Genomic DNA, 24,509 nt, shown 5'->3' on the forward strand with positions numbered 1-24,509 from the left:
TCCCCGCTATCTGCCACCATGTCGTGCGAGGTCCTGCGCGACCGCGAGACTGAGCAGCTGGGCAAGTTCGCGGGCTGCACGGTTCTCGGCGTCGCGTTGTGCACGATAGGCCGCGAATTCCTGCCGGGGAATGTCGTACTGCGAGGCGATCTGCCGGGATCCGGTGGCGATCGGCTTCTGGGTCGCGGCGTCGAACAGCGTGTAGTTGGAATACACGGTCACGGTGGCCGCCGTGGGCTCGCTCACCGACGTTGTCTGCGAGATGGTCGATATTTCGCGCTGCGCCACGACGCCGAGCTCAAGCTCGTATGTGGGCGTCGAGGTCTGCGCCTGGCCCCCGTTGAACAGGAAGATGAGCTGGTTGCGTACTTCCTGACCGTAGCGCGTCTTCGACGGCTTAATGAAGACCGAGGAAAGCGCGGCGTTGGTGGTTTCGCCGCCCGGCGTCAGTGCCGCATCCGAATAAAGCGGCCTCACCGTGCAGCCCGCGGCGCTCGCGCCGAGAACCGCCGCCAGCACCGCGATGGAGACTGCACGCATCATCCGCATTCCTTCGAGCCTCGTTCAGGCAACGACATTGACGATCCTCTGCGGGACGACGATGACCTTACGCGGCGGCTTGCCGTCGAGCGCCTTGATCACCGCGTCGAGCTCCAGCGCCGCCTTCTCGACGGCAGCTTGATCTGCGTCGCGCGCAATTGTCAAATCGCCGCGCTTCTTGCCGTTCACCTGCACAGGATAGGTGATGTCGTTGTCGACGATGAGCGCAGGATCGAACTGCGGCCATGCCTGGCCGGCCACCATGCCCTTGCCGCCGAGCGCCGCCCAGCATTCCTCGGCCAGATGCGGCATCATCGGCCCGATCATTACGATGAGCATTTCGAGCGCCTGCTTGAGCGCGCCCTTGAATGCCGCATCGGTGGTCGTTGGCAGGGATGCGACCGGCGCCTGCAGGGTGTTCGCAAGCTCGTAGAGCCGCGCCACCGCCCTGTTGAAGGCGAGCTTCTCGATGTCGTCGCCGACCGCCTTCACCGCCTTGTGCGCCGCCTTGGAGATCGCAGCCGCTTCGCTGTCGGCGCCTGCTGCCGCGGCAATGCCTGCCAGATGCGGCGCGGCCTCCGAAACCATGCGCCAGATGCGCTGCAGGAAGCGATGCGCCCCTTCGGCGCCGGCCTCGGTCCAGATCACGTCGCGGTCCGGCGGCGAATCGGACAGCATAAACCAGCGGGCCGTATCGGCGCCGTAGCTGGCGATGATGTCGTCCGGGTCGACCACGTTCTTGCGCGACTTCGACATCTTCTCGATCGAGCCGATCTCGACCGGGGAGCCGTCGGCGAGAAGCGAGGCGCGGCGCTGGCCGTCCACGTCCTCGATCCTGATCTCGGCAGGCGTGACCCAGCCGTTCGGGCCCTTGTACGTCTCGTGGACCACCATACCCTGTGTGAACAGGCCCTCGAACGGCTCCTCGACGGCGTTCAGGTGGCCGGTGACCTTCATCATCCGGGTGAAGAAGCGCGAATAGAGCAGGTGCAGGATCGCGTGCTCGATGCCGCCGATGTACTGGTTCACGGCGAGCCAGCCGTTCGGGCCATCGACATGGGCGAGGTCGGTCGGACGTTCCTCGTCGCACGGATTCACGAACCGCGCGAAGTACCAGGACGAATCGACGAAGGTGTCCATCGTGTCCGTGTCGCGGCGCGCATCCTTGCCGCATTTCGGGCAGGCGGCATGCTTCCACGTCGGATGATGGTCGAGCGGGTTGCCGGGCTTGTCGAAGCTGACGTCGGACGGCAGTTCGACCGGCAACTGGGCCGCCGGCACGGGCTGCGAGCCGCAATCGTCGCAATGGATGACCGGGATCGGGCAGCCCCAGTAGCGCTGGCGCGAGATCAGCCAGTCGCGCAGGCGGAACTGCACCTTGCGCTCGCCCTGCGGCCGGTTGCCGATGGTCTGCTCGCCGAGCAGTCGCGCAACTTCCTCGAAGGCTTCCTTGGGCTTCATGCCGTCGAGGAAGCGCGAATTGATCATCACGCCGTCGTCGACATAGGCCTCGTCGATGATCTGGAAGGTCTTGGCCTCGGCATCCTCCGGCATCACCACCGGAACGACCGGCAGGCCGTACTTGTTGGCGAAGTCGAGGTCGCGCTGGTCGCCCGACGGGCAGCCGAAGATGGCGCCTGTGCCATATTCCATCAACACGAAATTCGCGACGTAGATCGGCAGAGTCCAGGAGGGATCGAACGGATGCACGACCCGCAGGCCGGTGTCGAAGCCGCGCTTCTCCGCCGTCTCCAGCTCCGCGGCCGACGTGCCGACACGTTTGATCTCAGTGATGAAGGCCGCGAGATCCTCGTTGAGCTCGGCCGCCTTCCTGGCCAGGGGATGGTCCGCCGCAATCGCCATGAAGGACGCGCCGAAGATGGTGTCGGGCCGTGTGGTATAGACCTCCAGCTCGCTGGCGCCGGGCGGCGGGTTGGCGATCGCCCAGCGGACCAGCATGCCCTCGGAGCGGCCGATCCAGTTCGACTGCATCAGCTTGACCTTCTCCGGCCAGCGATCAAGCGTCTCCAGGCCGTCGAGCAGCTCCTGGCTCATCGAGGTGATCTTGAAGAACCATTGCGTGAGATCGCGCTGCTCGACCAGGGCGCCCGAGCGCCAGCCGCGCCCGTCGATCACCTGCTCGTTGGCGAGCACGGTCATGTCCTCGGGATCCCAGTTGACCTTGGCCGACTTGCGTTCGACAAGGCCGGCCTTCCAGAAATCCAGGAACAGTCTCTGCTGCTGCTTGTAGTAACTCGGGTCGCAGGTCGCGAATTCGCGCGTCCAGTCCCAAGAGAAGCCCAGCGTCCGCAGCTGGCCCTTCATCGTCTCGATATTGGCGTAGGTCCACTCGCGCGGGTTGACCTTGTTGTCGCGCGCCGCGTTCTCGGCGGGCAGGCCGAAGGCGTCCCAGCCGAAAGGATGCAGCACGTTGAAGCCCATGGCGCGCTTGTAGCGCGTCAGCACGTCGCCCAGCGTGTAGTTGCGCACATGGCCCATGTGGATGCGCCCCGACGGATACGGGAACATCTCGAGCACATAGTACTTCGGGCGCGGGTCGTCGTTCTTCGTCTCGAAGAGCTTGGCGTCGTCCCAGGCTTTCTGCCACTTGGGTTCGGACGCACGCGGATTGTATCGTTCGGTTGCCATCACCGGATTTTCACTTGATAAAGCGGGCGATTTTGGTTCGGGGCGGACCTTCACCATGGTTTGCCGGACCCGTCAACCGCATGTGGCTGTGACACAACCGTGGAAATGACTGAATTGAGTGGCGGTGAGGCATGAACGACGCGGTGCAAAGCCTGGCGCAGGTGCGCCAGAACATCGATGCGGCTGAACGCGGCGCGGGGCGCGATCCCGGCGGCGTGACGCTGGTCGCGGTGTCGAAGACCTTCGGCGCCGACGACATCCGTCCGGTCATCGAAGCCGGCCAGCGCGTCTTCGGCGAGAACCGCGTCCAGGAGGCGCAGGCCAAGTGGCCGGGGCTGAAGGCCGACTTCCCCGACCTGGAGCTTCATCTCATCGGGCCGTTGCAGTCGAACAAGGCCAAGGAGGCCGTCGCGCTGTTCGACGTGATCGAGACGGTCGATCGCGAGAAGATCGCCGCCGAACTCGCCAGGGAGATCGCCAGGCAGGGTAGGGCGCTGCGTCTCTACGTGCAGGTCAACACTGGTTCGGAGCCGCAGAAGGCGGGGATCGAGCCGACAGACGCGGTCGCTTTCGTGAAAAGGTGCCGCGAGGTGCACGGCCTGGCGATCGAGGGGCTCATGTGCATTCCTCCATTCGACGAAAATCCCGGCCCGCATTTCGCGCTGCTGGAAAAGCTCGCCCGGGAGGCGGACGTTGCAAAGCTCTCGATGGGCATGTCGGGCGACTACGAGACGGCCATCGCCTTCGGCGCCACCAGCGTCCGCGTCGGCAGTGCGATCTTTGGCGCGCGATAGCGAATCGCTTTTCTCGGTATCGAGCTACTCGTCGCCCTGTCGCAGGCTGATGTGGATCAGTCCATTCGGGCTTCGTGCGGAAAGCCTGCCGTCGACCGCAAATCCCTGTGCCCCCAGCTTCTCCTCGACGAGCCGCGCCACCTTGTCGGCCTGCCCGGCCGAGGGCGCTTCATAGAACAGTTCGAGCCTGCCGCCGGGCTTCAGGATCCGCCGAATCACAGGCAGTTCGCGGGCTGGATCGAGCCAGAACAGGTTGACGTTGATGGCGAAGGCGACGTCGAAGGCGGCGTCATACCCGCTCAGATCGGCAAGCGTATTGGTCAGTACCTGCAGCCTGCCCGCCTCGGCATGCGCGCGGTTCTCCGGACGTTCGCGCGTCGCCTCCGTCGCCGTCGAGGAGCGATCGATCGCGACAAGACGTCCGCCGGTCAGGCGATCGCTCACCAGCGTCGCGGCGACGCCCCGCCCGCAGCCGATCTCCAGCACCGCTTCATGTCCGCCAAGCGCCAGCCGTTCGACCGCCCATGAGATGCGCTCGGGAATCGCCGGCTTCGCCATTCGCCCTCCATGTCCCGGCACAGGAAAGCCGACTTCCGTGGCGGGTGCAACCTCGACGCGATTCCGGTATTCCGTCGATCGCCTGCCGGTGCGTCTGGAAACTTCCGGCGTTCCAACTAATATCGCGCGAAACCATCCATTGAGGGGTCAAGATGGAATTTGCATTTCCCTGGCCGATGACGTCGGGCGAATGGCGCGCCTGGGCCAGTGCGGCAGCCACGGTGCTGTTCGGGCTCGTCCTCCTGTTTGCGCCGCGCCTATCGTTCCGCCTGCTCAGGCTGAAGACCCGGGACGGCAAGCCGGAAGCGATCGCCGAGGCCAGGAGCACAATGGCCGGCTTCTATCTCGGCCTCGGCGTGTGTTGCGTTCTGTTGGGCAATCAACCCTTTCTTTACAATGCGCTCGGGTTCTCGTGGCTTTTCGCGGCCTTCGGTCGGGTTATCTCGATGCTGTCCGACGGCGGCAACAAGCCGTTCAACTGGATCGCGCTCGTGATACAGCTGGTCCTCGCGGCGCTGCCGCTGGGCTTTGTCTTCGGCGTTTTTCCCTAAGCCGACGGAGGTCGTCGGCTGCGCGGGAGGTGGCTGCGACAAACAGTGCAAAAAGCTTGTCTGTCATCGTGTTGCGACTCTCTAACGCCTGTGCTAGACGGCAATCGACTTTCGGCCGGGGAAGCCGTTTCTCAGCATCTTCCGGGCGCAAAATTTCAACTAGGTCAAAGATTTAGCCAGAGCGTCAAGCTTCGCGCCATCAAATCTTCCGGCCTGTCAGACGAGAGAACCGACGGTCCGTGGCAACCTCCAGCTCGCCAATTTCAGGTGTCGCCGAGCGCTATGCGCGATCTCTTTTCGATCTGGCGCTCGAATCCAAGTCGATCGCGGCCGTCGAGGCCGATCTTGGCCGTTTCGAGGCGCTTCTGGAAGGCAGCGAGGACCTTAAGCGGCTGATCTACAGCCCTGTCTTCTCTGCCGACGACCAGTTCAAGGCGATCGTCGCGATCGCCGACAAGGCAAGGATCACGGGCCTGGTGGGTAATTTCCTGCGCGTCGTCGCCCGCAACCGCCGCCTTTTTGTGCTGCCCGGCATCATCCGCGGGTTCCGTCGCGTCGCTGCCGAGCATCGCGGCGAAGTCGCTGCCGACGTGACGTCGGCGCATGCGCTGACGGCTGCCCAGCAGGCCGAACTCAAGGCGGCGCTGAAGGGCGTTGCCGGCAAGGAGGTCGCGATCTCATTGACCGTCGATCCGTCGCTGCTCGGCGGCATGGTGGTCAGGATGGGCTCGCGCCAGATCGATACGTCGCTCAAAACCAAACTCAATTCGCTTAAGCTCGCACTGAAAGAGGTCGGCTGATGGACATCCGCGCCGCGGAAATTTCCGCAATCCTCAAGGACCAGATCAAGAACTTCGGCAAGGAAGCCGAGGTCTCCGAGGTCGGTCAGGTTCTGTCCGTCGGTGACGGCATTGCCCGCGTCTACGGTCTCGACAACGTCCAGGCGGGCGAGATGGTCGAGTTCCCGGGCGGCATCCGCGGCATGGCGCTCAACCTCGAAAGCGACAACGTCGGCGTCGTCATTTTCGGTAACGACCGTGACATCAAGGAAGGCGACACCGTCAAGCGCACCGGCGCCATCGTGGACGCCCCGGTCGGTCCGGCGCTGCTCGGCCGCGTCGTCGACGCGCTCGGCAACCCGATCGACGGCAAGGGCCCGATCAAGGCGACCGAGCGTCGCCGCGTCGACGTCAAGGCGCCCGGCATCATTCCGCGCAAGTCGGTTCATGAGCCGATGTCGACCGGCCTCAAGGCCATCGATGCGCTGATCCCGGTCGGCCGCGGCCAGCGCGAGCTGGTCATCGGCGACCGCCAGACCGGCAAGACCGCCATCATCCTCGACACAATCCTGAACCAGAAGGCGATCCACGAGAGCGGACCGGAGGGCGAGAAGCTCTACTGCGTCTACGTCGCCGTCGGCCAGAAGCGTTCGACCGTCGCCCAGTTCGTGAAGGTGCTCGAGGAGCGCGGCGCGCTCGAATACTCGATCATCATCGCCGCCACCGCCTCGGATCCGGCTCCGATGCAGTTCCTGGCGCCGTTCACCGCCTGCACCATGGGCGAGTACTTCCGCGACAACGGCCAGCACGCGCTGATCGGCTACGACGACCTCTCCAAGCAGGCCGTCGCCTACCGTCAGATGTCGCTGCTGCTGCGCCGCCCGCCGGGCCGCGAAGCCTATCCGGGCGACGTCTTCTACCTGCACTCCCGCCTGCTCGAGCGCGCGGCGAAGATGAACGACGACAACGGCAACGGTTCGCTGACCGCTCTGCCCGTCATCGAGACGCAGGCCAACGACGTGTCGGCCTACATTCCGACCAACGTGATCTCGATCACCGACGGCCAGATCTTCCTCGAGACCAACCTGTTCTTCCAGGGCATCCGTCCTGCCGTGAACGTTGGTCTGTCGGTGTCGCGCGTCGGCTCTTCGGCCCAGGTCAAGGCGATGAAGCAGGTCGCCGGCTCGATCAAGGGCGAGCTCGCGCAGTACCGCGAAATGGCGGCCTTCGCGCAGTTCGGCTCGGACCTCGACGCATCCACGCAGCGCCTGCTGAACCGCGGCGCCCGACTGACGGAGCTCCTGAAGCAGCCGCAGTTCTCGCCGCTCAAGACGGAAGAGCAGGTCGCGGTGATCTTCGCCGGCGTCAACGGCTACCTCGACAAGCTTGCGGTCAACCAGGTCGGCAAGTTCGAGCAGGGTCTGCTGGCGCACATGCGCAACGCGGGCAAGGCTGTTCTCGATGCGATCCGCACCGAGAAGGCGCTGTCGGACGACCTCCGCGCCAAGCTCAAGGCCGAGATCGACGCTTTCGCCAAGACCTTCGCCTAACGCCGACACTACGGGAGCCGGGATAGGCGCATGCCTTCGCTAAAAGACCTCCGAAACCGCATTGCCTCCGTCAAGGCGACGCAGAAGATCACCAAGGCGATGCAGATGGTCGCCGCGGCGAAGCTGCGTCGCGCTCAGGAGGCGGCCGAAGCCGCGCGGCCCTATTCGCAGCGGATGGGCGCGGTGCTGGCCAACATCACGCAAGCAGTCGGCGGGGGCGGCGACGCCCCGGCGCTGATGACCGGCACCGGTCGCGACGACACGCATCTGCTGGTCGTCTGCACGGCCGAGCGCGGACTTTGCGGCGGCTTCAACTCGCAGATCTCGCGCCTCGCGCGCGATCATGTCCGCAAGCTCCAGGCTGCCGGAAAGACGGTGAAGATCATCACCGTCGGCAAGAAGGGTTTCGACATCCTGCGCCGCGACTTCAGCAATCTGATCATCGACCGCATCGAATTGCGCGACGTGAAGCAGATCGGCTTCGCCAATGCTGACGCCATCGCCAGGAAGATCATCCACCTCTTCAACGACGACCAGTTCGACGTCTGCACGCTGTTCTACTCCGAGTTCAAGTCGGTGATCAGCCAGGTGCCGACCGCGCAGCAGATCATTCCGGCCGCAGCGACCGACTCTTCGGGCGAAGCGGCGAACGGGAATGCCGTCTACGAATACGAGCCGGAGCCCGGCGAGATCCTTGGCGATCTCATCCCGCGCAACATCGCGGTGCAGATCTTCCGCGCGCTGCTGGAGAATGCAGCCGGTGAGATGGGCGCCAAGATGAGCGCGATGGACAATGCCACGCGCAATGCCGGCGACATGATCAACAAGCTCTCGATCACCTACAACCGTCAGCGCCAGGCGCAGATCACCAAGGAACTGATCGAAATCATTTCGGGCGCGGAAGCGCTCTGACGTCGTCGCGACGACGGGAACAGAAAGCACGAGAAGGGTAAGGAAGATGGCGAAAGCAGCGACCCCCAAGGCGCCGGCCGCGGCGAAAGCCCCGGCAAAGGCCGCCGCGACCAAGGCTCCGGCAAAGGCCGCGGCCGTGAAGGCAACTCCGGCTGTCAAGATGGCTTCCGGCGCGACGGGCAAGGTCCGTCAGGTCATCGGCGCCGTCGTCGACGTGCAGTTCGAAGACCATCTGCCGGCGATTCTGAATGCGCTGGAAACCGACAACCAGGGCAACCGCCTCGTGCTCGAAGTGGCGCAGCACCTCGGTGAGAACACGGTGCGCTGCATCGCCATGGACTCGTCCGAAGGCCTCGTGCGCGGCCAGACGGTGACCGACACCGGCGCGCCGATCTCGGTTCCGGTCGGTCCGGGACTTCTCGGCCGCATCATCAATGTCATCGGCGAGCCGGTCGACGAAGAAGGTCCGGTTTCCGGCGTTGGCTTGCGCGCCATCCACCAGCCCGCCCCCGAGTACGTCGACCAGTCGACCGAGGCGCAGATCCTCGTCACCGGCATCAAGGTCCTCGACCTGCTGGCGCCCTACGCCCGCGGCGGCAAGATCGGCCTGTTCGGCGGCGCCGGCGTCGGCAAGACCGTTCTCATCCAGGAACTGATCAACAACGTCGCCAAGGCGCACGGCGGTTACTCGGTGTTCGCCGGCGTCGGCGAGCGTACCCGCGAGGGCAACGACCTCTATCACGAGTTCATCGAGTCCGGCGTCAACAAGAAGGGCGGCGGCGAGGGCTCGAAGGCAGCACTCGTGTACGGCCAGATGAACGAGCCGCCGGGAGCGCGCGCGCGTGTCGGCCTGACCGGTCTGACAGTCGCCGAGTACTTCCGCGACCAGGGCCAGGACGTGCTGTTCTTCGTGGACAACATCTTCCGCTTCACCCAGGCGGGTTCGGAAGTGTCGGCGCTGCTCGGCCGTATTCCTTCGGCCGTGGGCTATCAGCCGACGCTCGCCACCGACATGGGCGCCCTGCAGGAGCGCATCACGACGACGACCAAGGGCTCGATCACCTCGGTGCAGGCCATCTACGTGCCAGCCGACGATCTGACCGACCCCGCGCCGGCAACCTCGTTCGCCCACCTCGATGCGACGACCGTGCTTAACCGCGCGATCTCGGAGAAGGGCATCTACCCGGCCGTCGATCCCCTCGACTCCACCTCGCGCATGCTCGACCCGCTGATCGTCGGCGACGAGCACTACCAGGTGGCGCGCCAGGTGCAGTCGATCCTCCAGCGCTACAAGTCGCTGCAGGACATCATCGCGATCCTGGGCATGGACGAGTTGTCCGAAGAGGATAAGCTCACCGTCGCCCGCGCCCGCAAGATCGAGCGTTTCCTGTCGCAGCCGTTCTTCGTCGCCGAAGTGTTCACGGGTTCGCCGGGCAAGCTGGTCGACCTCGCCGACACCATCAAGGGCTTCAAGGGCCTCTGCAACGGCGATTACGACCACCTGCCGGAAGCGGCCTTCTACATGGTCGGCACCATCGAGGAAGCCGTCGAGAAGGCGCAGCGTCTGGCCGCTGAGGCAGCGTAAGCAAGCGAATAGCGAATAGGGAGTAGCGAGTAGGGAAGTGGCGACAATGACGGCAAATTCTATTTGCCATTCGCTACTCGCTATTCGCTAGATGATGATGGCTCAAGCTTTTCAGTTCGAACTCGTCTCGCCGGAGCGCCTGCTGGTCTCCGAGCAGGTCGATTCGGTCGTCATCCCGGGCGCTGACGGTGAAATGACCGTCATGGCTAGTCACGCCCCCGTGATGACCACCATCAAGCCGGGTGTGGTGACGGTGAATGCCGTCGGCGGCAAGACCGAGCGCTATGTGGTGTTCGGCGGTTTCGCCGACATTCTTCCGACCGGCTGCACGCTGTTGGCGGAATCGGCGGTCGCGGTCGGCGACATCGACCGGGCCGATATCGCCCGCCGCATCCAGGAGGCCAGGGAAGACCTGTCCGATGCCAAGGATGAGGAAAGCCGCTCGAAGGCCGAGCAGTTCCTCAACCAGCTCACCACGCTGGAAGGCGCGATCCTGCCGGCGTAGAGAGCTGGCATCCTGTAAGTGTTGATCGAAGGGCCGGCCTCGCGCCGGCCTTTCGCGTTTCTGATTTCTCGCATAGGTTTTGACCTGCCCTCGACGTGGATTTCGCGCGCCGGTGGCAACGTTCGCCGCTTTCAGCCGTTGTCGACCGGATCACACCAGGAGATGACCATGAGACGCTTCCTCGCCGCCGCCTGCCTTGTCACCCTGTTTCCGCTTTCCGCCGTCGCGCAGGAGGCGAGCGCGAAGATGGTCGGGCCGGACGGCAAGGAACTGGGCGCGGTGGCGATCACCCAGACCAAGTCTGGCATGCTGTCGATCAGCGTCGACATGAACGGTCTGCCGCCGGGCGTGCACGGCTTCCACATCCACACCACAGGCAAGTGCGAAGGCCCGACCTTCGAAAGCGCCGGCGGTCACCTGGCCGGCGGCAAGGCGCATGGTGTCAACGCCGAGAACGGTCCGCATCCCGGAGACTTCCCCAATGTGAACGTCGCGCCGGACGGGACGCTCAAGGTGGAATTCTTCACCGACAGGCTGTCGCTCGGAGAGGGAGAAAACGCGCTACTCGATGCAGACGGGGCGTCGGTCATGCTGCATGAGGGCCCGGATGACTACGCAACCGACCCCTCAGGCCACTCTGGCGGCCGCATCGCCTGTGGCGTCATCGCGCAGGCGACTTGAGAAAAGAAGGAAGGGCAGACGAGTGGATGAGTGGGCGGCAGGATGAGTGCCGCCGTCCCTCGCTTGTCGAATAGTCTTCAGCGAGCAGAGAAATGATTGTTCGGGGCGCCGGCGGCGCCTCCGTCGCTGGACGCAAACACGCTGTCGGCATCGCGTTCGAGCAGCTGACGTTCCACCTCCAGCGCCCATCGGTACTGGTAGTCTGCGAGCTGATAGACCTGATACTCTGTCATTCCCGATGGAATGAACCGCCGTTCTGATGTCGCGCCTTCGCCGCGGGTGCTGTCGACCAGCGACTGCCGGTATTCGCGTTCCAGATCGTAGGCGCTCGCCTTGCCGGAGCGCAGATGCTTGGTGGCGTTGATTGCGGGCCGGTGCTCGGGCGCAGCCGGCGCGCGTTCGGCGACATGGGGAGCCGTCGCTCCGAAGCGTCCGAACTGGTCGTATTCGGTTTCCATGTCATGGAGCGCGGCAACCGGAGTCGCCGCTGCGGTTTGTACCGGCTGGACAGCTGCCGTGGCTACCGGGCGCACGGCCCCGCTTGTGGGCGCCGCCGGGCGAGCGACCCAATGAGACGTGGCAGAACCGATCTGCGAGATCGTGAACTCCAAGTGCAACCTCCGACGCGACGCATCGACAAGACGCGCCGTTTTTACCCGATTCTGCCGCCGCCCGCTGGTGATTCGGTCGTTTCGCTTAACGTGCAGCCTAACGAATCGTTAAAGTTTTATCGGTCCCGCGCAAGTTCTGGCCGGATGAGACGCAATGCCGCGCGCAATGGCCGGCGGCCGTTTACCCTGCGGAGGTGGCGGTTGCGTCGCGTCGGTGAGGCACCCCGCCGGCCGAAGCGCCCCGGGGCAGGGAGGGCGGAAGCAGGAACGTGCTCAGGCGCGGCCAGGTGGCGTCGGCATCGCCTCGATCGCGCGCGCTCTTTCGCGCATGTGGCGATCGTCGGTCGGCAACAGCACCATTTCGGTGACGCAGGCGCGTAGCGGAAGCGTGGCGCAGAACACGGCCGCTGCGGCAACGTCCTCGGGCTGCAGCATCAGCCGGCGCTCTTCGGCGCTGGGCGGCTTCGGGCGCGTGTCGAGGATCGGCGTCTCGACCTCGCCGGGCGAGATGCAGATGCTGCGTATCCCGTGGATGCCTTCTTCGGCGTTGAGGTTCGCGCTCATGGCGACGACCGCGGTCTTGGCCGCAGAATAGCTCGGGCCGCTGACCGTCTGCAGCGACACGCCGGCCTGCGAGGCGATGTGGACGATGCGCCCGTCGCCGCGGCGGCGCATCGCCGGAAGTGCGGCAAGCGTGCAGTAGAACATCGCCTTCAGGTCGATGTCGATCACCTGCGAGGCGCCCTGCGGCGTCAGGTCCTTCCAGTGGCGGCGGGTGACATTCCAGCCGGCGCTGTTGACTAGCACCAGCGGCGCGCCCAGCTCCTGCTCTATGCGCGCGTAGGCGAGCCCAACCGCATCGGCATCGGTGACGTCGCACTGCGCCAGCATCGGGTCGGGAGCGCCCGTCTTCCTTATCAGTGCGGCCGTTTCCTCGAGCGCGTCGGGGCGCCGTCCCGTGAGGGCGAGGCGCGATCCGGCTATGGCGAAGGCAATGGCGCAGGCGCGGCCGATGCCGCTGCCCGCTCCGGTGACCCAGGTGACGCTTCCCTCCGGCAACCGTGTCATGTGGTTCTCCCTGCCTGGGCCCTGTTTAGCGCATTCAAGGACCGACAGCGACCTGCAGCTTGACACTTGACCCGGCGCGGCGTCGGCGCTTCCGTGAAGCCTGCGCGGTCGAACGGTCGCAGTTTCAATCATTGCAGAGGATGCCGGCTTTCATGGACGACAGACAACTTCGCCAGTCGATCATCGACCATTGCATCGGCATGAACGCGTCCGGTCTCAACCAGGGCACGTCGGGCAACATCAGCGTCCGCTCCGGCGACGCCATGCTGATCACGCCCAGCGCCACGCCCTACGCGGCGATGACGCCGGAGCACATCGCGGCCATGCCAATCGAAGGCGAATACGGCTCGTGGAGCGGGCCGCTGAAGCCTTCCACCGAATGGCGGTTTCACCTCGACATCATGCGGGCCCGGCCGGAAGTCGGGGCCATCGTCCACACGCACTCCACCTACGCCACCATCCTTGCCATCGCGCGCAAAGAGATTCCGGCCTGCCACTACATGATCGCGGCATTCGGGGGCAGCACCATCCGCTGCGCCGGCTATGCCCGCTACGGCACCCAGGAACTTTCGGATGTAGCGCTCAAGGCACTCGACGGGCGCAATGGCTGCCTTCTCGCCAACCACGGCATGATCGCGGTCGGACCCAATCTGGAGAAGGCGATGTGGCTGGCTGTCGAACTGGAGACCATCGCCAGGCAGTACTATCACTCGCTTCTCATCGGCGGGCCGGTGCTCCTTTCGGAGGCCGAGATCGCCGAGACGATGAAGGGATTTGCCACCTACGGACTGCAGGACCGGAAGGCAGACGGCGAGAGAAAGACCACGAGGAAGAAGACGACAGTGTGAACACGGGAGACGAGCCATGGACATTCGATCGACGCTTACCGCGCTGGGCGAGGCTTTTAACGCGCACGACCTCGATCGCATCATGACGTTCTTTGCCGACGATTGTGTGCTGGAGATGCCCCGGGGCAAGGAGCCTTGGGGAGCCCGTTTCGAAGGTCGGGAGAGCGTGCGAGCGGCGCTTGCGACCCGTTTCGAGGGGCTGCCCGATGTCCACTATGGCAATGCGGAGCATTTCGTGGACGCCGCTGCCGATGCCGGCATGTCGAAATGGACGCTGACCGGCACGACCCCAGACGGAGAGCGCAAGGAGGTCCGCGGTTGCGACTTCTACACGTTCCGAAACGGCAAGGTGATCCGTAAGGATTCCTACTGGAAGATCGTGGAGTGAAGGCGCGGGGCGACGAAGCCTAATCCGCGAGCGCCACCAGCGCGTCGGGATCGTAGGCCAGGCGGATCGGCGCGCCGACCGGGATGTCGTCGGCGCCGAAATTGTTGGTCTCGGTGACCGACAGCGGCTTCTCGAAACCCGGAACCTCGACGATCAGGTGCGTGATCTCTCCAAAGTAGTGCCGGTCGACGACCTTGCCCGCGACCTCATGGTCGGCGCGGGCGTCGTCCCACAGCACGCGCAGCCGCTCCGGGCGTATGCCAAGCGTCGCGCTGCCGCCGTTGCGCCGGAAGGCCGGGGGCTTTTCCGCCCTGATCCGGCCGAAGCCGGCGGTGTCGACGACGATCGCCTGGGCTTCCTCGTCGACGATCTCGGCCTGGACGAAATTCATGCCGCCGAGGAAATCTGCGACCTGCCGGTTCACCGGCCGCTGGTAGATCTCCTTGGGCGCGGCGACCTGTGCGATCGAGCCGCCGAACATGACCGCGATGCGATCCGACATCGCCAACGCTTCGTACTGGTCATGCGTCACCAGGATGAAAGTGATGCCGACCGTCCGCTGGAGGTGGCGCAGTTCGACCTGCATCTGCTCGCGCAGCTTCTTGTCCAGCGCTGAGAGCGGCTCGTCCAGCAGGAGCACCTTCGGCCGCATGACGAGGGCCCTGGCGAGAGCGACCCGCTGGCGCTGGCCGCCCGACAGTTCGGTGGCGCGGCGTTTGCCCAGGCCCGACAGCGAGACCTGGGCGAGGGCTTCCTCGACGCGCCGGCGCTCCTCGGCGGCGGCGAGCCTCTGGCGTTTCAGCCCGTAGGCGACGTTCTGCTCGACGTTGAGATGGGGGAAGATGGCGTAGCTCTGGAACACCATATTGGTCGGACGCCGGTTGGCCGGGATGCCGTCCATCGGCTGGCCGTCGATCAGGATCGAGCCGGAGGTCGGCGTGTCGAAGCCCGCGATCATGCGCAGCAAGGTGGTCTTGCCGCAGCCGGACGGGCCGAGCAGGGAGAAGAACTCGCCCTCCCGGATCGAGAGCGAGGCCTCGTTCAGCGCCTTGAACGCACCGTAGCTGCGGGTCACGTCGCGGATCTCGATCATGGACCGGTCAGGCAATTGCGACCCCCGTCATCCGGGTTCGGCGCTCGGCGCGCCGGCGCAGGATCTCGGCAAAGCTGAGCAGCATGAACGAGGCCACCAGCAGCAGCGTGCCCAGCGCCAGTACGCCGGGCAACTTGCCGGCGAAACGGAGCTGGCTCCAGATATAGACCGGCAGCGTCACGTCGGTGCCGGTCAGGAAGAAAGCCAGGATGAACTCGTCCAGCGAGATGGTGAAGGAGACGAGCAGCGACGAGATGATCGCCGGCGCCACCATCGGCAGCGTCACCCGGCGGAAGGTGCCGAAGGCCGTCTCGCCGAGGTCGGCGGAGGCTTCCTCCAGGCTTCGGTCAAAGCCGTCGAAGCCTGCCGTCAGCACCGTCATGGAGTAGGGGATGCAGATCAGCACATGGCCCAGCACCACCGTGAGGAGGGAGAGTTCGAGCCCTAGCTGCAGCAGCACGATGAGCAGCGAGACGGCGACGATGATCTCCGGCAGCACTAGCGGCGCCATGATCAGGCCGTTGATGGGCCGCCGCCCGGGAAAGCGGTAGCGGGTGATGGCGCGTGCGGCGCAGATGCCGAGCACGGTGGAAATGAGCGCTGCCGCGACGCCCACCATCAGGCTGTTCCAGGCGGCCTCCAGAAGCGCGGGCGTCCTCGGCAGGTCCTGGTACCACTTGAGCGTGAGGCCCTGGAGGGGGAAGCGCGGGGCGGCCGCCGTGTTGAGTGAGAAGATCGGCAGCAGCATCACCGGCAGGTAGAGGAACGCAATGTAGAGGAAGGCATAGACGGGCAGCCAGCCTGCCAGCAGTCGGCGGACCGTACTCATCGGGCCATCCTCGCAAGTCCCCGCAGCAGGAGCACGGTCGCCGCCGCCATCGCGGTCACGACCGCCATGGTGGTCACCGACAGCGCCGCGCCGAGCGGCCAGTTCGCGCCCTTGCCGAACTGGACCTGGATGGCCGTGGCGATCATGACGCCGTCCTTGCCGCCGACCAGCTTGGGCGTCACGAAATCGCCGACGGTCGGGATCATCACGATGAGGATCGCCGAGATGACGCCGGGCAGCGACAGCGGCAGCGTCACGCGTACGAACCTGCGCAGCGGACCGTCGCCGAGGTCCGTCGCCGCCTCCAGCAGCGTGCGGTCGACCTTTTCCAGCGAGACGAAGATCGGTAGAACGGCGAAGGCGGCCCAGGCGTGGGTCAGGGTGATGACGACCGCCGTCGTGTTGTAGAGGAAGGCGGTGGACGGCTGGTCGATGACGCCGAGGCCCATCAGGCCCGAGTTCAGCACGCCGTTGAAGCCCAGCACGACCTTCCAGGACATCACCCTGAGCAGGTAGCTGGTCCAGAACGGAATTGTGATCAGGAACAGCCACAGGCTCTTGTGACGGCCGCCGTGGAACGGGATGAAGTAGGCGATCGGATAGGCGAGCACCACCGTCGCCGTGCTCACCACGAGAGCCACGAACAGCGAGCGCAGCAGGAGATCGCGGTAGATCGGCTCGGTCAGCGCGATGCGGTACTGCTCGAGCGTGAAGGTGCGGTCGATCGTCAGATAGTCCTGGGTCCAGAAGCTGTGCGCGATGACGACGATGATCGGCACGACCAGCATGACCAGCGCGAAGGCGAGCGTCGGACTGATGAGGGCGAGCCCCTGCGCGGACTCGGATTGCAGCATCGTGCCACGGCGGAAACGGGAAGCGCTGACCTCGGCCGAGCGTTCCGCGACCGCCGTCATTGGAGGGGGGCGTCCGCTGGCGTCGCGCGCGCCGTGCGGGTGCGGCCTGCAATTCGCGGCATGTCCGGTGCTTCCGGCATGCGATCCCCAGTCTGGTTCTGCGGCGGTTCCTGCGCCGATTGCCTTCCATCATGCGCATCCGCGCATTGAAATCAAGCGGGCTTTCTGGTTTATTGATTGAACGGCCATTCAAAATGGACGTTGCAATGCGAGCGTTTGCAAGGGCTTTCGCGTTTGCTGACCTGCGCCAGACAAATCACGGTGAATCGGATGGCGGCCGCCAACGACCTCAGCAGGATCCTCCCCGCGGCAGTGGACGGCTTCGACGCGCAGCGTTCAGCCCAGCGCCACCTCATCCAGCCCTGGCCTGTGGCGAGTTCCATCGGCGCCACCGCGCTCGGGCTCATCGGCAGCGGCGAGGGTATCTACATCACCGATGGCGACGGCCGGCGGCTGATCGACGGGCCGGCCGGAATGTGGTGCGTCAATCTCGGCCACCGGCGCGAGGAACTGGCGCGCGCTCTCTACGAACAGGCGCTGCAGCTCTCCTACAACACCCCGTGGTACACCATGAACGCGCCCTCGGCGCTGCTTGCCGAGCGGATCGCGGCCCACGCCCCTGTCGATCTCGGCCACGTTTTCTTCACCACGGGCGGGTCTTCCGCCGTCGAAACCGCGCTGCGCTTCATGCAGTTCATGAACAATGTGCGCGGACGCCGGGAGAAGAAGCTGATCCTGTCGCGCGGCGCCGCCTATCACGGCTCCACCTACCTCACCGCCTCGCTCAACGGCCGCCCTCGCGAGCGCGACTGGATGGACGGCGTCGAGCAGCTCGTGGTGAAGCTTTCCTGCCCCGACCCCTTCCGCCGTCCGCCCGGCATGACCGTCGAAGGTTTCGCCGACCTGCTCATCGACGAGTTCCGCGAGGTGGTGGCGCGGATCGGCGCGGATCGGATCGGAGCTTTCGTCGCGGAGCCCGTGCAGGCTTCGGGCGGCGTCATCGTCCCGCCTCCCGGCTATCTGAAGCGCATCCGTCAGCTCTGCCGCGACAACGACATCCTCTACATCTCCGACGAGGTCGTCACCGCGTTCGGACGCCTCGGGCACGTGTTCGCGTCCGGCGACGTGTTCGACCTCGAACCTGACATGATCACCTTCGCCAAGGGCGTGACCTCCGGCTACTTCCCGCTGGGCGGCGTCGTCATCTCCGAGCGGCTGCTCGAAGAACTGCGCCGCACCAACAGGCCGGACGCGCTGTTCGGCCACGGGCTGACCTATTCCAGCCATCCAATCGGTTGCGCGGTGGCGCTGAGGAACCTCGACCTACTGGAAGCGGGTGCGCTCGAGCATGCGCGTGCCGTCGCGCCCTATTTCCAGGACAGGCTCAAGGAGCTGGAGGACCTGCCGCTGGTCGGCGAGGTGCGTGGCGTCGGCCTCATGGCCTGCATCGAATGCGTGGCCGATCGCCAGAGCAACAACCCTCTCGCGCTCGACAAGGATGTCGGCCGCCGCATCGACCAGCATTGCCAGGCGCTCGGCCTGCTCGTGCGGCCCCTCGTCAACATGTGCGTGATGTCGCCGCCGATCGTCATCACCACCGGCCAGATCGACGACATGGTGGCGATCCTGCGCGAAGGCATCTCGCGCACCATGGACGACCTGCGGCGCGATGGCGTGTGGCAGGGGTGAGGGTGGAGAGCCAGCCGCGCGAGGCAGCGCATCATTATGGGAAAACCAACTGTGCAGTTTTCGCTGTCGTCGCCCTTTCCGTCGCAATGCGCATGGCCTTCACGGCGGCCCGCTTCTGGCCCTTAGCTCCCGGTAGGGATCAAGCTGCCTTCCGCCGCAGGAGGCTTGCCAGCACGGTGCGCATTCCCGAATATTCAGGGCTATCGATTTTCACTTGCCAATCAGTACCACGCTTCCGAGGATACTTCACGCTGCGCAAAGCATCGCGGAATGCGTCTGGCGCGACACCTACGATCTCAGCCATGTCGGCGGCGGTTGTTTGCTTAATGGTCATTACGTCTCCTATGCTTCCCGCTTGTCATATGGGGATTGAGAGCGCGATGCGCCACAATCAGTTCTAGACTTCGAACTGAGACACTGCACGCAACTCATCGTATTCGCTCTCTCGTGGCAACAGTGCTAGAATTGCCCTTGACCTTATGGAGCCCGAAAAGCGCGAGCGGATGTCATTGCCACGGAGGTTGTCCCTCCGAGGTCTGGATGCGGGTAACTGTCCGTCATGCGTAAGATCGACGTCTTGTGATCCAGCAGACCATCGTAGTGAAGAACGCTGCCTGACGGCTCGACCCGAACGTAAACAGTCAAAGATAGCTTCCGGTGAAGGAGGAATGCAGTGGCTGCCAAAGACGTGAAATTCCACACCGAGGCCCGCGAGAAGATGCTGCGCGGCGTCGACATCCTCGCCAACGCCGTGAGGGTCACCCTTGGGCCGAAGGGGCGGAACGTCGTGCTCGAGAAGTCGTTCGGGGCGCCGCGCATCACCAAGGATGGGGTCACGGTCGCCAAGGAGATCGAACTCGAGGACAGGTTCGAGAACATGGGCGCGCAGATGGTGCGCGAGGTTGCCTCCAAGACCAGCGACGTGGCCGGCGACGGCACCACGACCGCGACCGTGCTTGCCCAGGCGATCGTGCGGGAAGGCGCGAAGGCGGTTGCCGCCGGCATCAACCCGATGGACCTGAAGCGCGGCATCGACAAGTCGGTCGAGGCGATCGTGGCGGAGCTGAAGGCGCAGGCGCGCAAGGTCACCAACAACGACGAGATCGCGCAGGTCGGCACCATCTCGGCCAACGGCGACACCGAGATCGGCAGGTTCCTCGCTGAGGCGATGCAGCGGGTCGGCAACGAGGGCGTGATCACCGTCGAGGAGGCCAAGACGGCGGTGACCGAGCTCGAGGTGGTGGAAGGCATGCAATTCGACCGCGGCTACCTCTCGCCTTATTTCATCACCAACCAGGACAAGATGCGGGTCGAACTGGAGGAGCCCTATGTGCTCATCCATGAGAAGAAGCTGTCGAGCCTGCAGGCCATGCTTCCCGTGCTGGAGGCGGTCGTGCAGTCGGCGAAGCCGCTGCTGATCATTGCCGAGGACGTCGAGGGCGAGGCGCTCGCCACGCTGGTCGTCAACAAACTGCGCGGTGGCCTCAAGGTCGCGGCGGTCAAGGCGCCGGGCTTCGGCGACCGCCGCAAGGCGATGCTCGAGGACATCGCCATCCTCACCGGCGGAACCGCCATCAGCGAGGATCTTGGCATCAAGCTGGAGAACGTGACGCTGGAGATGCTCGGCCGCACCAGAAAGATCGTCGTCGAGAAGGAGAGCACGACCATCATCGACGGGGCGGGCCGCAAGGAGGAGATCCAGGGCAGGGTCGCCCAGATCAGGGCGCAGATCGAGGACACCACCTCCGACTACGACCGGGAGAAGCTGCAGGAACGGCTGGCCAAGCTCGCTGGCGGCGTCGCGGTGATCCGCGTCGGCGGCTCGACCGAGGTCGAGGTCAGGGAGCGCAAGGACCGCGTCGACGATGCCCTGCACGCGACGAGAGCCGCGGTCGAGGAGGGCATCCTGCCGGGTGGCGGCGTGGCGCTGCTGCGCGCCGGTGCGGCGCTGGACCGCGTGGCCCTCGACAACTCCGACCAGGGCTTTGGGCTCGAGATCGTGCGGCGCGCCATCGAGGCGCCAGTGCGCCAAATCGCCGAGAATGCAGGCGCCGAAGGCTCAATCATCGTCGGCAAGCTGCGCGAGAGCCGCGATCCCGGCCATGGCTGGAACGCCCAGACCAACGAATTCGGAGATATGTTCACCCAGGGCGTGATCGATCCCGCCAAGGTCGTGCGCACGGCGCTGCAGGACGCGGCGTCGATCGCCGGGCTGCTCGTGACCACCGAGGCCATGGTCGCGGAGAGGCCGAAGAAGGAAGCGCCGGGGCCTGCGATGCCCGGCCCCGGCATGGATTTCTGAGGCGTCGCCAGCAGGGACGAAAGCCCGGGCTGCGAGGGGCGCTCGCCTCTGCCGCGCGCAGTACCGAAGGGCGTCGGCGGACTTCGACCGTCTCCGCCGGTTATCTGCGGCTCAGCAGCGCCTCGTTGAGGCTCTTCATGTCCTTCTCGTCCGGCGCGCTTTCCAGCGCCAGGACCGGCATGCATGCGCGCAGGTGGTCGTGGTGCGTGCGCACGCCAAACTCCAGGTCGGAGAGATAGAAGCCCCGGAACGCGTCCGAAAGCATGGATTCGTTCGACCAGACCGAAAGCTGGACGTCTTCGGCCATCGTGTCGCGGTCGATGCGAAAGGCGAGGTAGCGCGCCGCAGCCTGGGCTCGGTTCTCGTCGGCATAGCGGTACATTGCGCCGCGCAGCAGCGTCTCGCCGGTCGAGAGCGGGAATTCCTGGTAGAACTGGACCGATTCCGGCATCAGCGCGATCACCTGATTGGGGAAGATGCCGTAGTAGATCCACGCCTTGCGCAGGTGCTGCGGCAGGTGCGTGGGCTCGGGCGCGATGCTGACGTAGTTCCTGACGCTCCAGCGCCGCCCGGCATGCGGATTGTAGCTCGCGAAGGAGCGTGAGACCCCGTTGACGAAGGGCTCGTCGAAATAGGTCGAGCCATAGAGGTCCTGCAGCGCGGGATGCGCCATCGCGACGTGGTAGCCCTCATTGTCCACGTCCCGCACCGACTTCCAATTGACCGGCGTCGTCTGCGTCCAGATGCCATAGGAGGGCCTCATGTCGGCGATGCCGTAGTGAGCAATTTCGTCGGTCACGGGGTGCATCAGCTCGGCCACGGAAGATTGCGCCCCCTGCCGGAAGCGGACGAAGACAAAACCCATCCAGATCTCCAGCTCGAGCGGCATCAAGCCGAATTCCGTCCGGTCGAGTTCGGGGAAGGAGCGCGGACGCGCCGCACCCCTCAAGGTGCCGTCGAGATTGTAGACCCAGCCGTGGAAGGGGCAGACGAGCGCGTTCTTGCAGCTTCCCTGCGTGTCGGCGACGACGCGGCTGCCGCGGTGGCGGCAGAGATTGTGGAAGGCGCGGATCTGGCCGTCTTTGCCCCGCACCACGAGCGCGCGTTCGCCGACGACGTCCATCGCCAGGTAGTCGCCGGCATTGGGCAGGTCCGAGACATGGCCGACGATCTGCCAATGGTTGCGGAACACGTGCTCCTTCTCAAGTTCGAGCAGGGCAGGGCTGTGATAACTCCAGCCGGGCAGGCCGCTTCGGTCCCAATCGTTCGGGACCTCCACATTGAGGATGTGGGCAGGCATGACTCGTCTCTAAATTGCTGAATGTTCATTCAATAGGATCATATTTTGTGTTCGTTTGCAATGGCTTATGGGTGTCGCGGTGTGATGGCTATGTCAGGATGTCGGTTAGCCGCTGGCGCATCGCGGAAATCTGTGGCATTCCCGATGCTTAGCCGAGGCACTGTCGGCTAGCCGGTTTTGACGATATCCGGAGGCGAAAGTCGCGGAACATCCATGGCGCAAGGCAGGCTCATCCTGATCCAGCATGATCGCGGTCCGCGTGACGACCGTGTTTCAGCCTGGGCGGCAAGCGCCGGCCTGTGCGCCGAGTATGTCTATCCGTTCGACGGCGATGCGTTGCCGCCCTTCGGCGAAGACATAGTAGGCAGTGTGATATTCGGCGGCCCTTTCGAGGTATACGAGACGACCAAGTACCCGTTCCTCAAGGACGAGGCGCGATTCATCGAGGCGAGCCTGGCGCGTGGCGTGCCGCTCGTCGGCATCTGCCAGGGCGCGCAACAGATAGCGCACACGCTGGGCGGGCATGTCGGTCCGCCCGACGCTGGCCACTACGAATTCGGTTACTATTGTCTGAATCCGACGTATGCAGGACGGGCGCTCTTCCCGGTCTCACTGTACATGGCGCAGGCGCATTTCCACACATTCGATGTACCGGCCGGCGCGGAGCTGCTGGCCTCGACGGAGCTCTTTCCGCATCAGGCGTTCCGCTATGGCGCTAGTGCCTACGCGTTCCAATTCCATCCGGAAGTCACGATCACGGGCTTCAAACGGATGCAGCAGCGGCTCGGCGGTCACTTTGCGAAGCCGGGGGCCCAACAACGCGACGAGCAGGACCGACTGATGCATGCGCATGACAGTGCGCAGGCTGCATGGTTTAACAATTTTCTCGAAGGGCTTTTTCGCAATCCGGACCGCAGCGCCGCGTGATGCGGCTTTGGGCATCTTTTCCAAATTCGCGGCGCAGTGTCCGGACACACCATGCATCAACCGCCGTGGAGGAGGCACGTGGATGATCCCGACGATCGATATTTCCCCGCTGTTCGAGGGGCCAGCGGCTGCGCGAGAAGAAGCGGATCGCCAGATAATGGAGGCGGCGTCCGGCATCGGCTTCGTGATCGTGCGGCGTTTTCCGGGAACCGAAGTGATCGAGCAGCCGCGGCGACGCAACCTGCTGCAGGTGTTCGCGCTGCCGCATGAGGAGAAGGCAAGGCTTCACCGCTGGAACTTCAATCAGACGAACGACAATGTCTGCCGCGGCTGGTTCACCTTGCAGGACGGCATGATCGTCTATCAAGAGGGAATGGATATCGGCCCTGACATCGCCCATCCCCTGCATGTCTCGGATATCGCCGATCCCTTGCTTGAGCGGACGCCTGTCCCGTCAGAGGCGCTGGCGCCGGGTTGGCGGGCGGCCGCCGCCGGCTATTACCGCGCGATGGAGGCAGTTGGCCACGCGTTGATGCGCTCTGTCGCGCGGGCGCTGGGCTTGCACGAGACGGTCTTCGACGACGTTTTTCGTGGCGGCATCTCGACGCTGAGGCTATCCCGCTATGCACCTCAGCCGGGGGAGGACTCCGCGGGCGGCGAGATGCACGTCATCGCGCACGCGGGCGAACGTCGCCCGCTGGTGAGGCACGCACATGTCGATGCCGGATTCGTCACCCTGCACAAACAGGACGGCGGCCAATGCGTGCAGGTGCAGTCCCCTGGCGGCAGATGGATCGACGTGCCTATTGTCGACGGCGGCCTGACGGTGAACTTCGGCCAACTCCTGCGCTACTGGACTGGCGGCAGGGTTGCAGCCGCCCTTCACAGGATCGTCGCACCCCGTCAGGAGTGCCACTCCATCCCGTTCTTCTACGAACCGCGCGCAAACGCCGAGATCGCGCCGCTGCCGCTGCCCGGCATCGCGCCCTTCGAGCCGTTCCTCTATGGCGACTATATATGGGACGCCGCGATGCGCTTTCCGGAGCATCAAGGCATACACCACCTGCGGGAGCCGCGACGCAGAGCCCGTTGAGCGGTAGCGGGCGGGGCGCATCGCAAGATCGCGTCCGCCCGCGTTCCTGGCGCTACAAACAAATGTCGCTGTGAGATTTGCCACATCGTTCTGTCCGCTCCAGCTGCAGTATCAGGGCAACTCGGTGGGGAGAGCACATGATGGCAGCCGAGATGCTGCCGCGCGCCACCTGCCGCCTTGACTGGAAACATGACTGTCGCAAGGCGCGCCCGGCCTCTCGTTCGCCGAACTGACGCAGCGTAAGCTCAACGTATTGAAAACTTGTGTGGTTTTTCCGCGACGCGGCCGAGATCGGCAGAATGCGTGGAAGTTTGACCGATTGAATGCCTGTTTGTGTTGTTTC

Annotated in this window: 24 protein-coding genes; 14 read left to right on the forward strand and 10 right to left on the reverse strand. The window is 64.8% G+C overall.

Annotation, left to right across the window (positions count from 1 at the left end; all coding sequences use genetic code 11):
- Positions 1–6: 6 nt before the first annotated feature.
- Both lptE and leuS read right to left on the reverse strand, forming a co-directional pair.
- A complete protein-coding gene (gene lptE / locus PD284_RS06065) occupies positions 7–543 on the reverse strand; it encodes an LPS assembly lipoprotein LptE (RefSeq protein WP_338036635.1) in 537 nt (178 codons plus the stop codon).
- Positions 544–564: 21 nt separating this feature from the next.
- Positions 565–3,189: a leucine--tRNA ligase gene (gene leuS / locus PD284_RS06070; protein WP_274627318.1), complete on the reverse strand. Its 2,625-nt coding sequence runs from the start codon at positions 3,187–3,189 to the stop codon at positions 565–567.
- 131 nt (positions 3,190–3,320) lie between these two features.
- On the opposite strand from leuS, the gene PD284_RS06075 reads away from it, so the two are divergent.
- Positions 3,321–3,983, forward strand: coding sequence for a YggS family pyridoxal phosphate-dependent enzyme (locus tag PD284_RS06075; RefSeq protein ID WP_274627319.1), 663 nt, complete (start codon positions 3,321–3,323; stop codon positions 3,981–3,983).
- 24 nt (positions 3,984–4,007) lie between these two features.
- Here PD284_RS06075 and PD284_RS06080 read toward each other — a convergent pair whose 3' ends face one another.
- A complete protein-coding gene (locus PD284_RS06080; protein WP_274627320.1) occupies positions 4,008–4,541 on the reverse strand; it encodes a class I SAM-dependent methyltransferase in 534 nt (177 codons plus the stop codon).
- 152 nt (positions 4,542–4,693) lie between these two features.
- Here PD284_RS06080 and PD284_RS06085 point away from each other — a divergent pair, with 152 nt between their 5' ends.
- From PD284_RS06085 to PD284_RS06115, 7 genes are all read left to right on the forward strand, one after another.
- Entirely contained in the window at positions 4,694–5,092 is a 399-nt protein-coding gene (locus tag PD284_RS06085; protein WP_274627321.1) for an AGROH133_08824 family phage infection protein, read from the forward strand.
- 239 nt (positions 5,093–5,331) lie between these two features.
- Complete coding sequence (locus tag PD284_RS06090) at positions 5,332–5,892, forward strand: F0F1 ATP synthase subunit delta (protein ID WP_274627322.1); 561 nt, start codon at positions 5,332–5,334, stop codon at positions 5,890–5,892.
- Complete coding sequence (gene atpA / locus PD284_RS06095) at positions 5,892–7,421, forward strand: F0F1 ATP synthase subunit alpha (protein WP_274627323.1); 1,530 nt, start codon at positions 5,892–5,894, stop codon at positions 7,419–7,421. The genes PD284_RS06090 and atpA overlap by 1 nt, the downstream gene beginning before the upstream one ends.
- Positions 7,422–7,451: 30 nt before the next feature.
- On the forward strand, positions 7,452–8,333 hold the full coding sequence (locus tag PD284_RS06100) for a F0F1 ATP synthase subunit gamma (protein ID WP_274627324.1): 882 nt from the start codon (positions 7,452–7,454) through the stop codon (positions 8,331–8,333).
- A gap of 46 nt (positions 8,334–8,379) precedes the next feature.
- Complete coding sequence (gene atpD, locus PD284_RS06105; protein WP_274627325.1) at positions 8,380–9,918, forward strand: F0F1 ATP synthase subunit beta; 1,539 nt, start codon at positions 8,380–8,382, stop codon at positions 9,916–9,918.
- A 97-nt stretch (positions 9,919–10,015) separates the two neighbouring features.
- A complete protein-coding gene (locus PD284_RS06110; protein ID WP_274627326.1) occupies positions 10,016–10,423 on the forward strand; it encodes a F0F1 ATP synthase subunit epsilon in 408 nt (135 codons plus the stop codon).
- 168 nt (positions 10,424–10,591) lie between these two features.
- The gene (locus tag PD284_RS06115) at positions 10,592–11,104 is read left to right on the forward strand and encodes a superoxide dismutase family protein (protein ID WP_274627327.1); all 513 of its coding nucleotides are present in this window, start codon (positions 10,592–10,594) and stop codon (positions 11,102–11,104) included.
- 77 nt (positions 11,105–11,181) lie between these two features.
- Here the strand turns inward: PD284_RS06115 and PD284_RS06120 are convergent, their stop codons facing one another.
- A complete protein-coding gene (locus tag PD284_RS06120; protein ID WP_274627328.1) occupies positions 11,182–11,715 on the reverse strand; it encodes a hypothetical protein in 534 nt (177 codons plus the stop codon).
- A 273-nt stretch (positions 11,716–11,988) separates the two neighbouring features.
- Positions 11,989–12,783, reverse strand: a complete 795-nt coding sequence (locus PD284_RS06125; protein ID WP_274627329.1) for an SDR family oxidoreductase — start codon at positions 12,781–12,783, stop codon at positions 11,989–11,991.
- A 152-nt stretch (positions 12,784–12,935) separates the two neighbouring features.
- Between PD284_RS06125 and PD284_RS06130 the strand changes: the two genes are divergently transcribed.
- Together PD284_RS06130 and PD284_RS06135 are read left to right on the forward strand one after the other, a co-directional pair.
- Positions 12,936–13,631 carry a class II aldolase/adducin family protein gene (locus tag PD284_RS06130; RefSeq protein ID WP_274627330.1) on the forward strand — a complete coding sequence of 232 codons (696 nt, stop codon included), beginning with the start codon at positions 12,936–12,938 and terminating at the stop codon, positions 13,629–13,631.
- Between the two features lie 16 nt (positions 13,632–13,647).
- Complete coding sequence (locus PD284_RS06135) at positions 13,648–14,019, forward strand: nuclear transport factor 2 family protein (RefSeq protein ID WP_274627331.1); 372 nt, start codon at positions 13,648–13,650, stop codon at positions 14,017–14,019.
- A 19-nt stretch (positions 14,020–14,038) separates the two neighbouring features.
- On the opposite strand, the gene PD284_RS06140 is transcribed toward PD284_RS06135, so the two are convergent.
- From PD284_RS06140 to PD284_RS06150, 3 genes are read right to left on the reverse strand one after another with little or no spacing between them, the layout of a single operon-like run.
- The gene (locus tag PD284_RS06140) at positions 14,039–15,112 is read right to left on the reverse strand and encodes an ABC transporter ATP-binding protein (RefSeq protein ID WP_274630554.1); all 1,074 of its coding nucleotides are present in this window, start codon (positions 15,110–15,112) and stop codon (positions 14,039–14,041) included.
- 7 nt (positions 15,113–15,119) lie between these two features.
- Positions 15,120–15,941 (reverse strand): ABC transporter permease, encoded by an 822-nt coding sequence (locus PD284_RS06145; protein ID WP_274627332.1) that lies wholly within the window; start codon positions 15,939–15,941, stop codon positions 15,120–15,122.
- On the reverse strand, positions 15,938–16,855 hold the full coding sequence (locus tag PD284_RS06150) for an ABC transporter permease (RefSeq protein ID WP_274627333.1): 918 nt from the start codon (positions 16,853–16,855) through the stop codon (positions 15,938–15,940). Before PD284_RS06150 ends, PD284_RS06145 begins: the two co-directional genes overlap by 4 nt.
- A gap of 270 nt (positions 16,856–17,125) precedes the next feature.
- Here PD284_RS06150 and PD284_RS06155 point away from each other — a divergent pair, with 270 nt between their 5' ends.
- Positions 17,126–18,544: an aminotransferase gene (locus PD284_RS06155; protein ID WP_274627334.1), complete on the forward strand. Its 1,419-nt coding sequence runs from the start codon at positions 17,126–17,128 to the stop codon at positions 18,542–18,544.
- A gap of 139 nt (positions 18,545–18,683) precedes the next feature.
- On the opposite strand, the gene PD284_RS06160 is transcribed toward PD284_RS06155, so the two are convergent.
- On the reverse strand, positions 18,684–18,878 hold the full coding sequence (locus PD284_RS06160) for a hypothetical protein (RefSeq protein WP_274627335.1): 195 nt from the start codon (positions 18,876–18,878) through the stop codon (positions 18,684–18,686).
- Positions 18,879–19,217: 339 nt separating this feature from the next.
- On the opposite strand from PD284_RS06160, the gene groL reads away from it, so the two are divergent.
- Positions 19,218–20,846 (forward strand): chaperonin GroEL, encoded by a 1,629-nt coding sequence (groL, locus tag PD284_RS06165; RefSeq protein ID WP_274627336.1) that lies wholly within the window; start codon positions 19,218–19,220, stop codon positions 20,844–20,846.
- A gap of 100 nt (positions 20,847–20,946) precedes the next feature.
- Here the strand turns inward: groL and PD284_RS06170 are convergent, their stop codons facing one another.
- The gene (locus PD284_RS06170; protein ID WP_274627337.1) at positions 20,947–22,146 is read right to left on the reverse strand and encodes an aromatic ring-hydroxylating oxygenase subunit alpha; all 1,200 of its coding nucleotides are present in this window, start codon (positions 22,144–22,146) and stop codon (positions 20,947–20,949) included.
- 213 nt (positions 22,147–22,359) lie between these two features.
- Here PD284_RS06170 and PD284_RS06175 point away from each other — a divergent pair, with 213 nt between their 5' ends.
- Together PD284_RS06175 and PD284_RS06180 are read left to right on the forward strand one after the other, a co-directional pair.
- A complete protein-coding gene (locus PD284_RS06175; protein ID WP_274627338.1) occupies positions 22,360–23,073 on the forward strand; it encodes a glutamine amidotransferase-related protein in 714 nt (237 codons plus the stop codon).
- Positions 23,074–23,155: 82 nt separating this feature from the next.
- A complete protein-coding gene (locus PD284_RS06180) occupies positions 23,156–24,166 on the forward strand; it encodes a 2OG-Fe(II) oxygenase family protein (RefSeq protein WP_274627339.1) in 1,011 nt (336 codons plus the stop codon).
- The last annotated feature ends 343 nt before the right edge of the window (positions 24,167–24,509 follow it).

Source organism: Mesorhizobium shangrilense, assembly GCF_028826155.1.
Lineage (GTDB): Bacteria > Pseudomonadota > Alphaproteobacteria > Rhizobiales > Rhizobiaceae > Arvimicrobium > Arvimicrobium flavum.

Bases quoted from the DNA above. Each gene is read 5' to 3' on its own strand.
- lptE (WP_338036635.1), bottom strand. From the start codon at position 543: ATGATGCGTGCAGTCTCCATCGCGGTGCTGGCGGCGGTTCTCGGCGCG.
- leuS (WP_274627318.1), bottom strand. From the start codon at position 3,189: ATGGCAACCGAACGATACAATCCGCGTGCGTCCGAACCCAAGTGGCAG.
- PD284_RS06075 (WP_274627319.1), top strand. From the start codon at position 3,321: ATGAACGACGCGGTGCAAAGCCTGGCGCAGGTGCGCCAGAACATCGAT.
- PD284_RS06080 (WP_274627320.1), bottom strand. From the start codon at position 4,541: ATGGCGAAGCCGGCGATTCCCGAGCGCATCTCATGGGCGGTCGAACGG.
- PD284_RS06085 (WP_274627321.1), top strand. From the start codon at position 4,694: ATGGAATTTGCATTTCCCTGGCCGATGACGTCGGGCGAATGGCGCGCC.
- atpA (WP_274627323.1), top strand. From the start codon at position 5,892: ATGGACATCCGCGCCGCGGAAATTTCCGCAATCCTCAAGGACCAGATC.
- PD284_RS06100 (WP_274627324.1), top strand. From the start codon at position 7,452: ATGCCTTCGCTAAAAGACCTCCGAAACCGCATTGCCTCCGTCAAGGCG.
- atpD (WP_274627325.1), top strand. From the start codon at position 8,380: ATGGCGAAAGCAGCGACCCCCAAGGCGCCGGCCGCGGCGAAAGCCCCG.
- PD284_RS06110 (WP_274627326.1), top strand. From the start codon at position 10,016: ATGGCTCAAGCTTTTCAGTTCGAACTCGTCTCGCCGGAGCGCCTGCTG.
- PD284_RS06115 (WP_274627327.1), top strand. From the start codon at position 10,592: ATGAGACGCTTCCTCGCCGCCGCCTGCCTTGTCACCCTGTTTCCGCTT.
- PD284_RS06125 (WP_274627329.1), bottom strand. From the start codon at position 12,783: ATGACACGGTTGCCGGAGGGAAGCGTCACCTGGGTCACCGGAGCGGGC.
- PD284_RS06130 (WP_274627330.1), top strand. From the start codon at position 12,936: ATGGACGACAGACAACTTCGCCAGTCGATCATCGACCATTGCATCGGC.
- PD284_RS06135 (WP_274627331.1), top strand. From the start codon at position 13,648: ATGGACATTCGATCGACGCTTACCGCGCTGGGCGAGGCTTTTAACGCG.
- PD284_RS06140 (WP_274630554.1), bottom strand. From the start codon at position 15,112: ATGATCGAGATCCGCGACGTGACCCGCAGCTACGGTGCGTTCAAGGCG.
- PD284_RS06145 (WP_274627332.1), bottom strand. From the start codon at position 15,941: ATGAGTACGGTCCGCCGACTGCTGGCAGGCTGGCTGCCCGTCTATGCC.
- PD284_RS06150 (WP_274627333.1), bottom strand. From the start codon at position 16,855: ATGACGGCGGTCGCGGAACGCTCGGCCGAGGTCAGCGCTTCCCGTTTC.
- PD284_RS06155 (WP_274627334.1), top strand. From the start codon at position 17,126: ATGGCGGCCGCCAACGACCTCAGCAGGATCCTCCCCGCGGCAGTGGAC.
- PD284_RS06160 (WP_274627335.1), bottom strand. From the start codon at position 18,878: ATGACCATTAAGCAAACAACCGCCGCCGACATGGCTGAGATCGTAGGT.
- PD284_RS06170 (WP_274627337.1), bottom strand. From the start codon at position 22,146: ATGCCTGCCCACATCCTCAATGTGGAGGTCCCGAACGATTGGGACCGA.
- PD284_RS06175 (WP_274627338.1), top strand. From the start codon at position 22,360: ATGGCGCAAGGCAGGCTCATCCTGATCCAGCATGATCGCGGTCCGCGT.
- PD284_RS06180 (WP_274627339.1), top strand. From the start codon at position 23,156: ATGATCCCGACGATCGATATTTCCCCGCTGTTCGAGGGGCCAGCGGCT.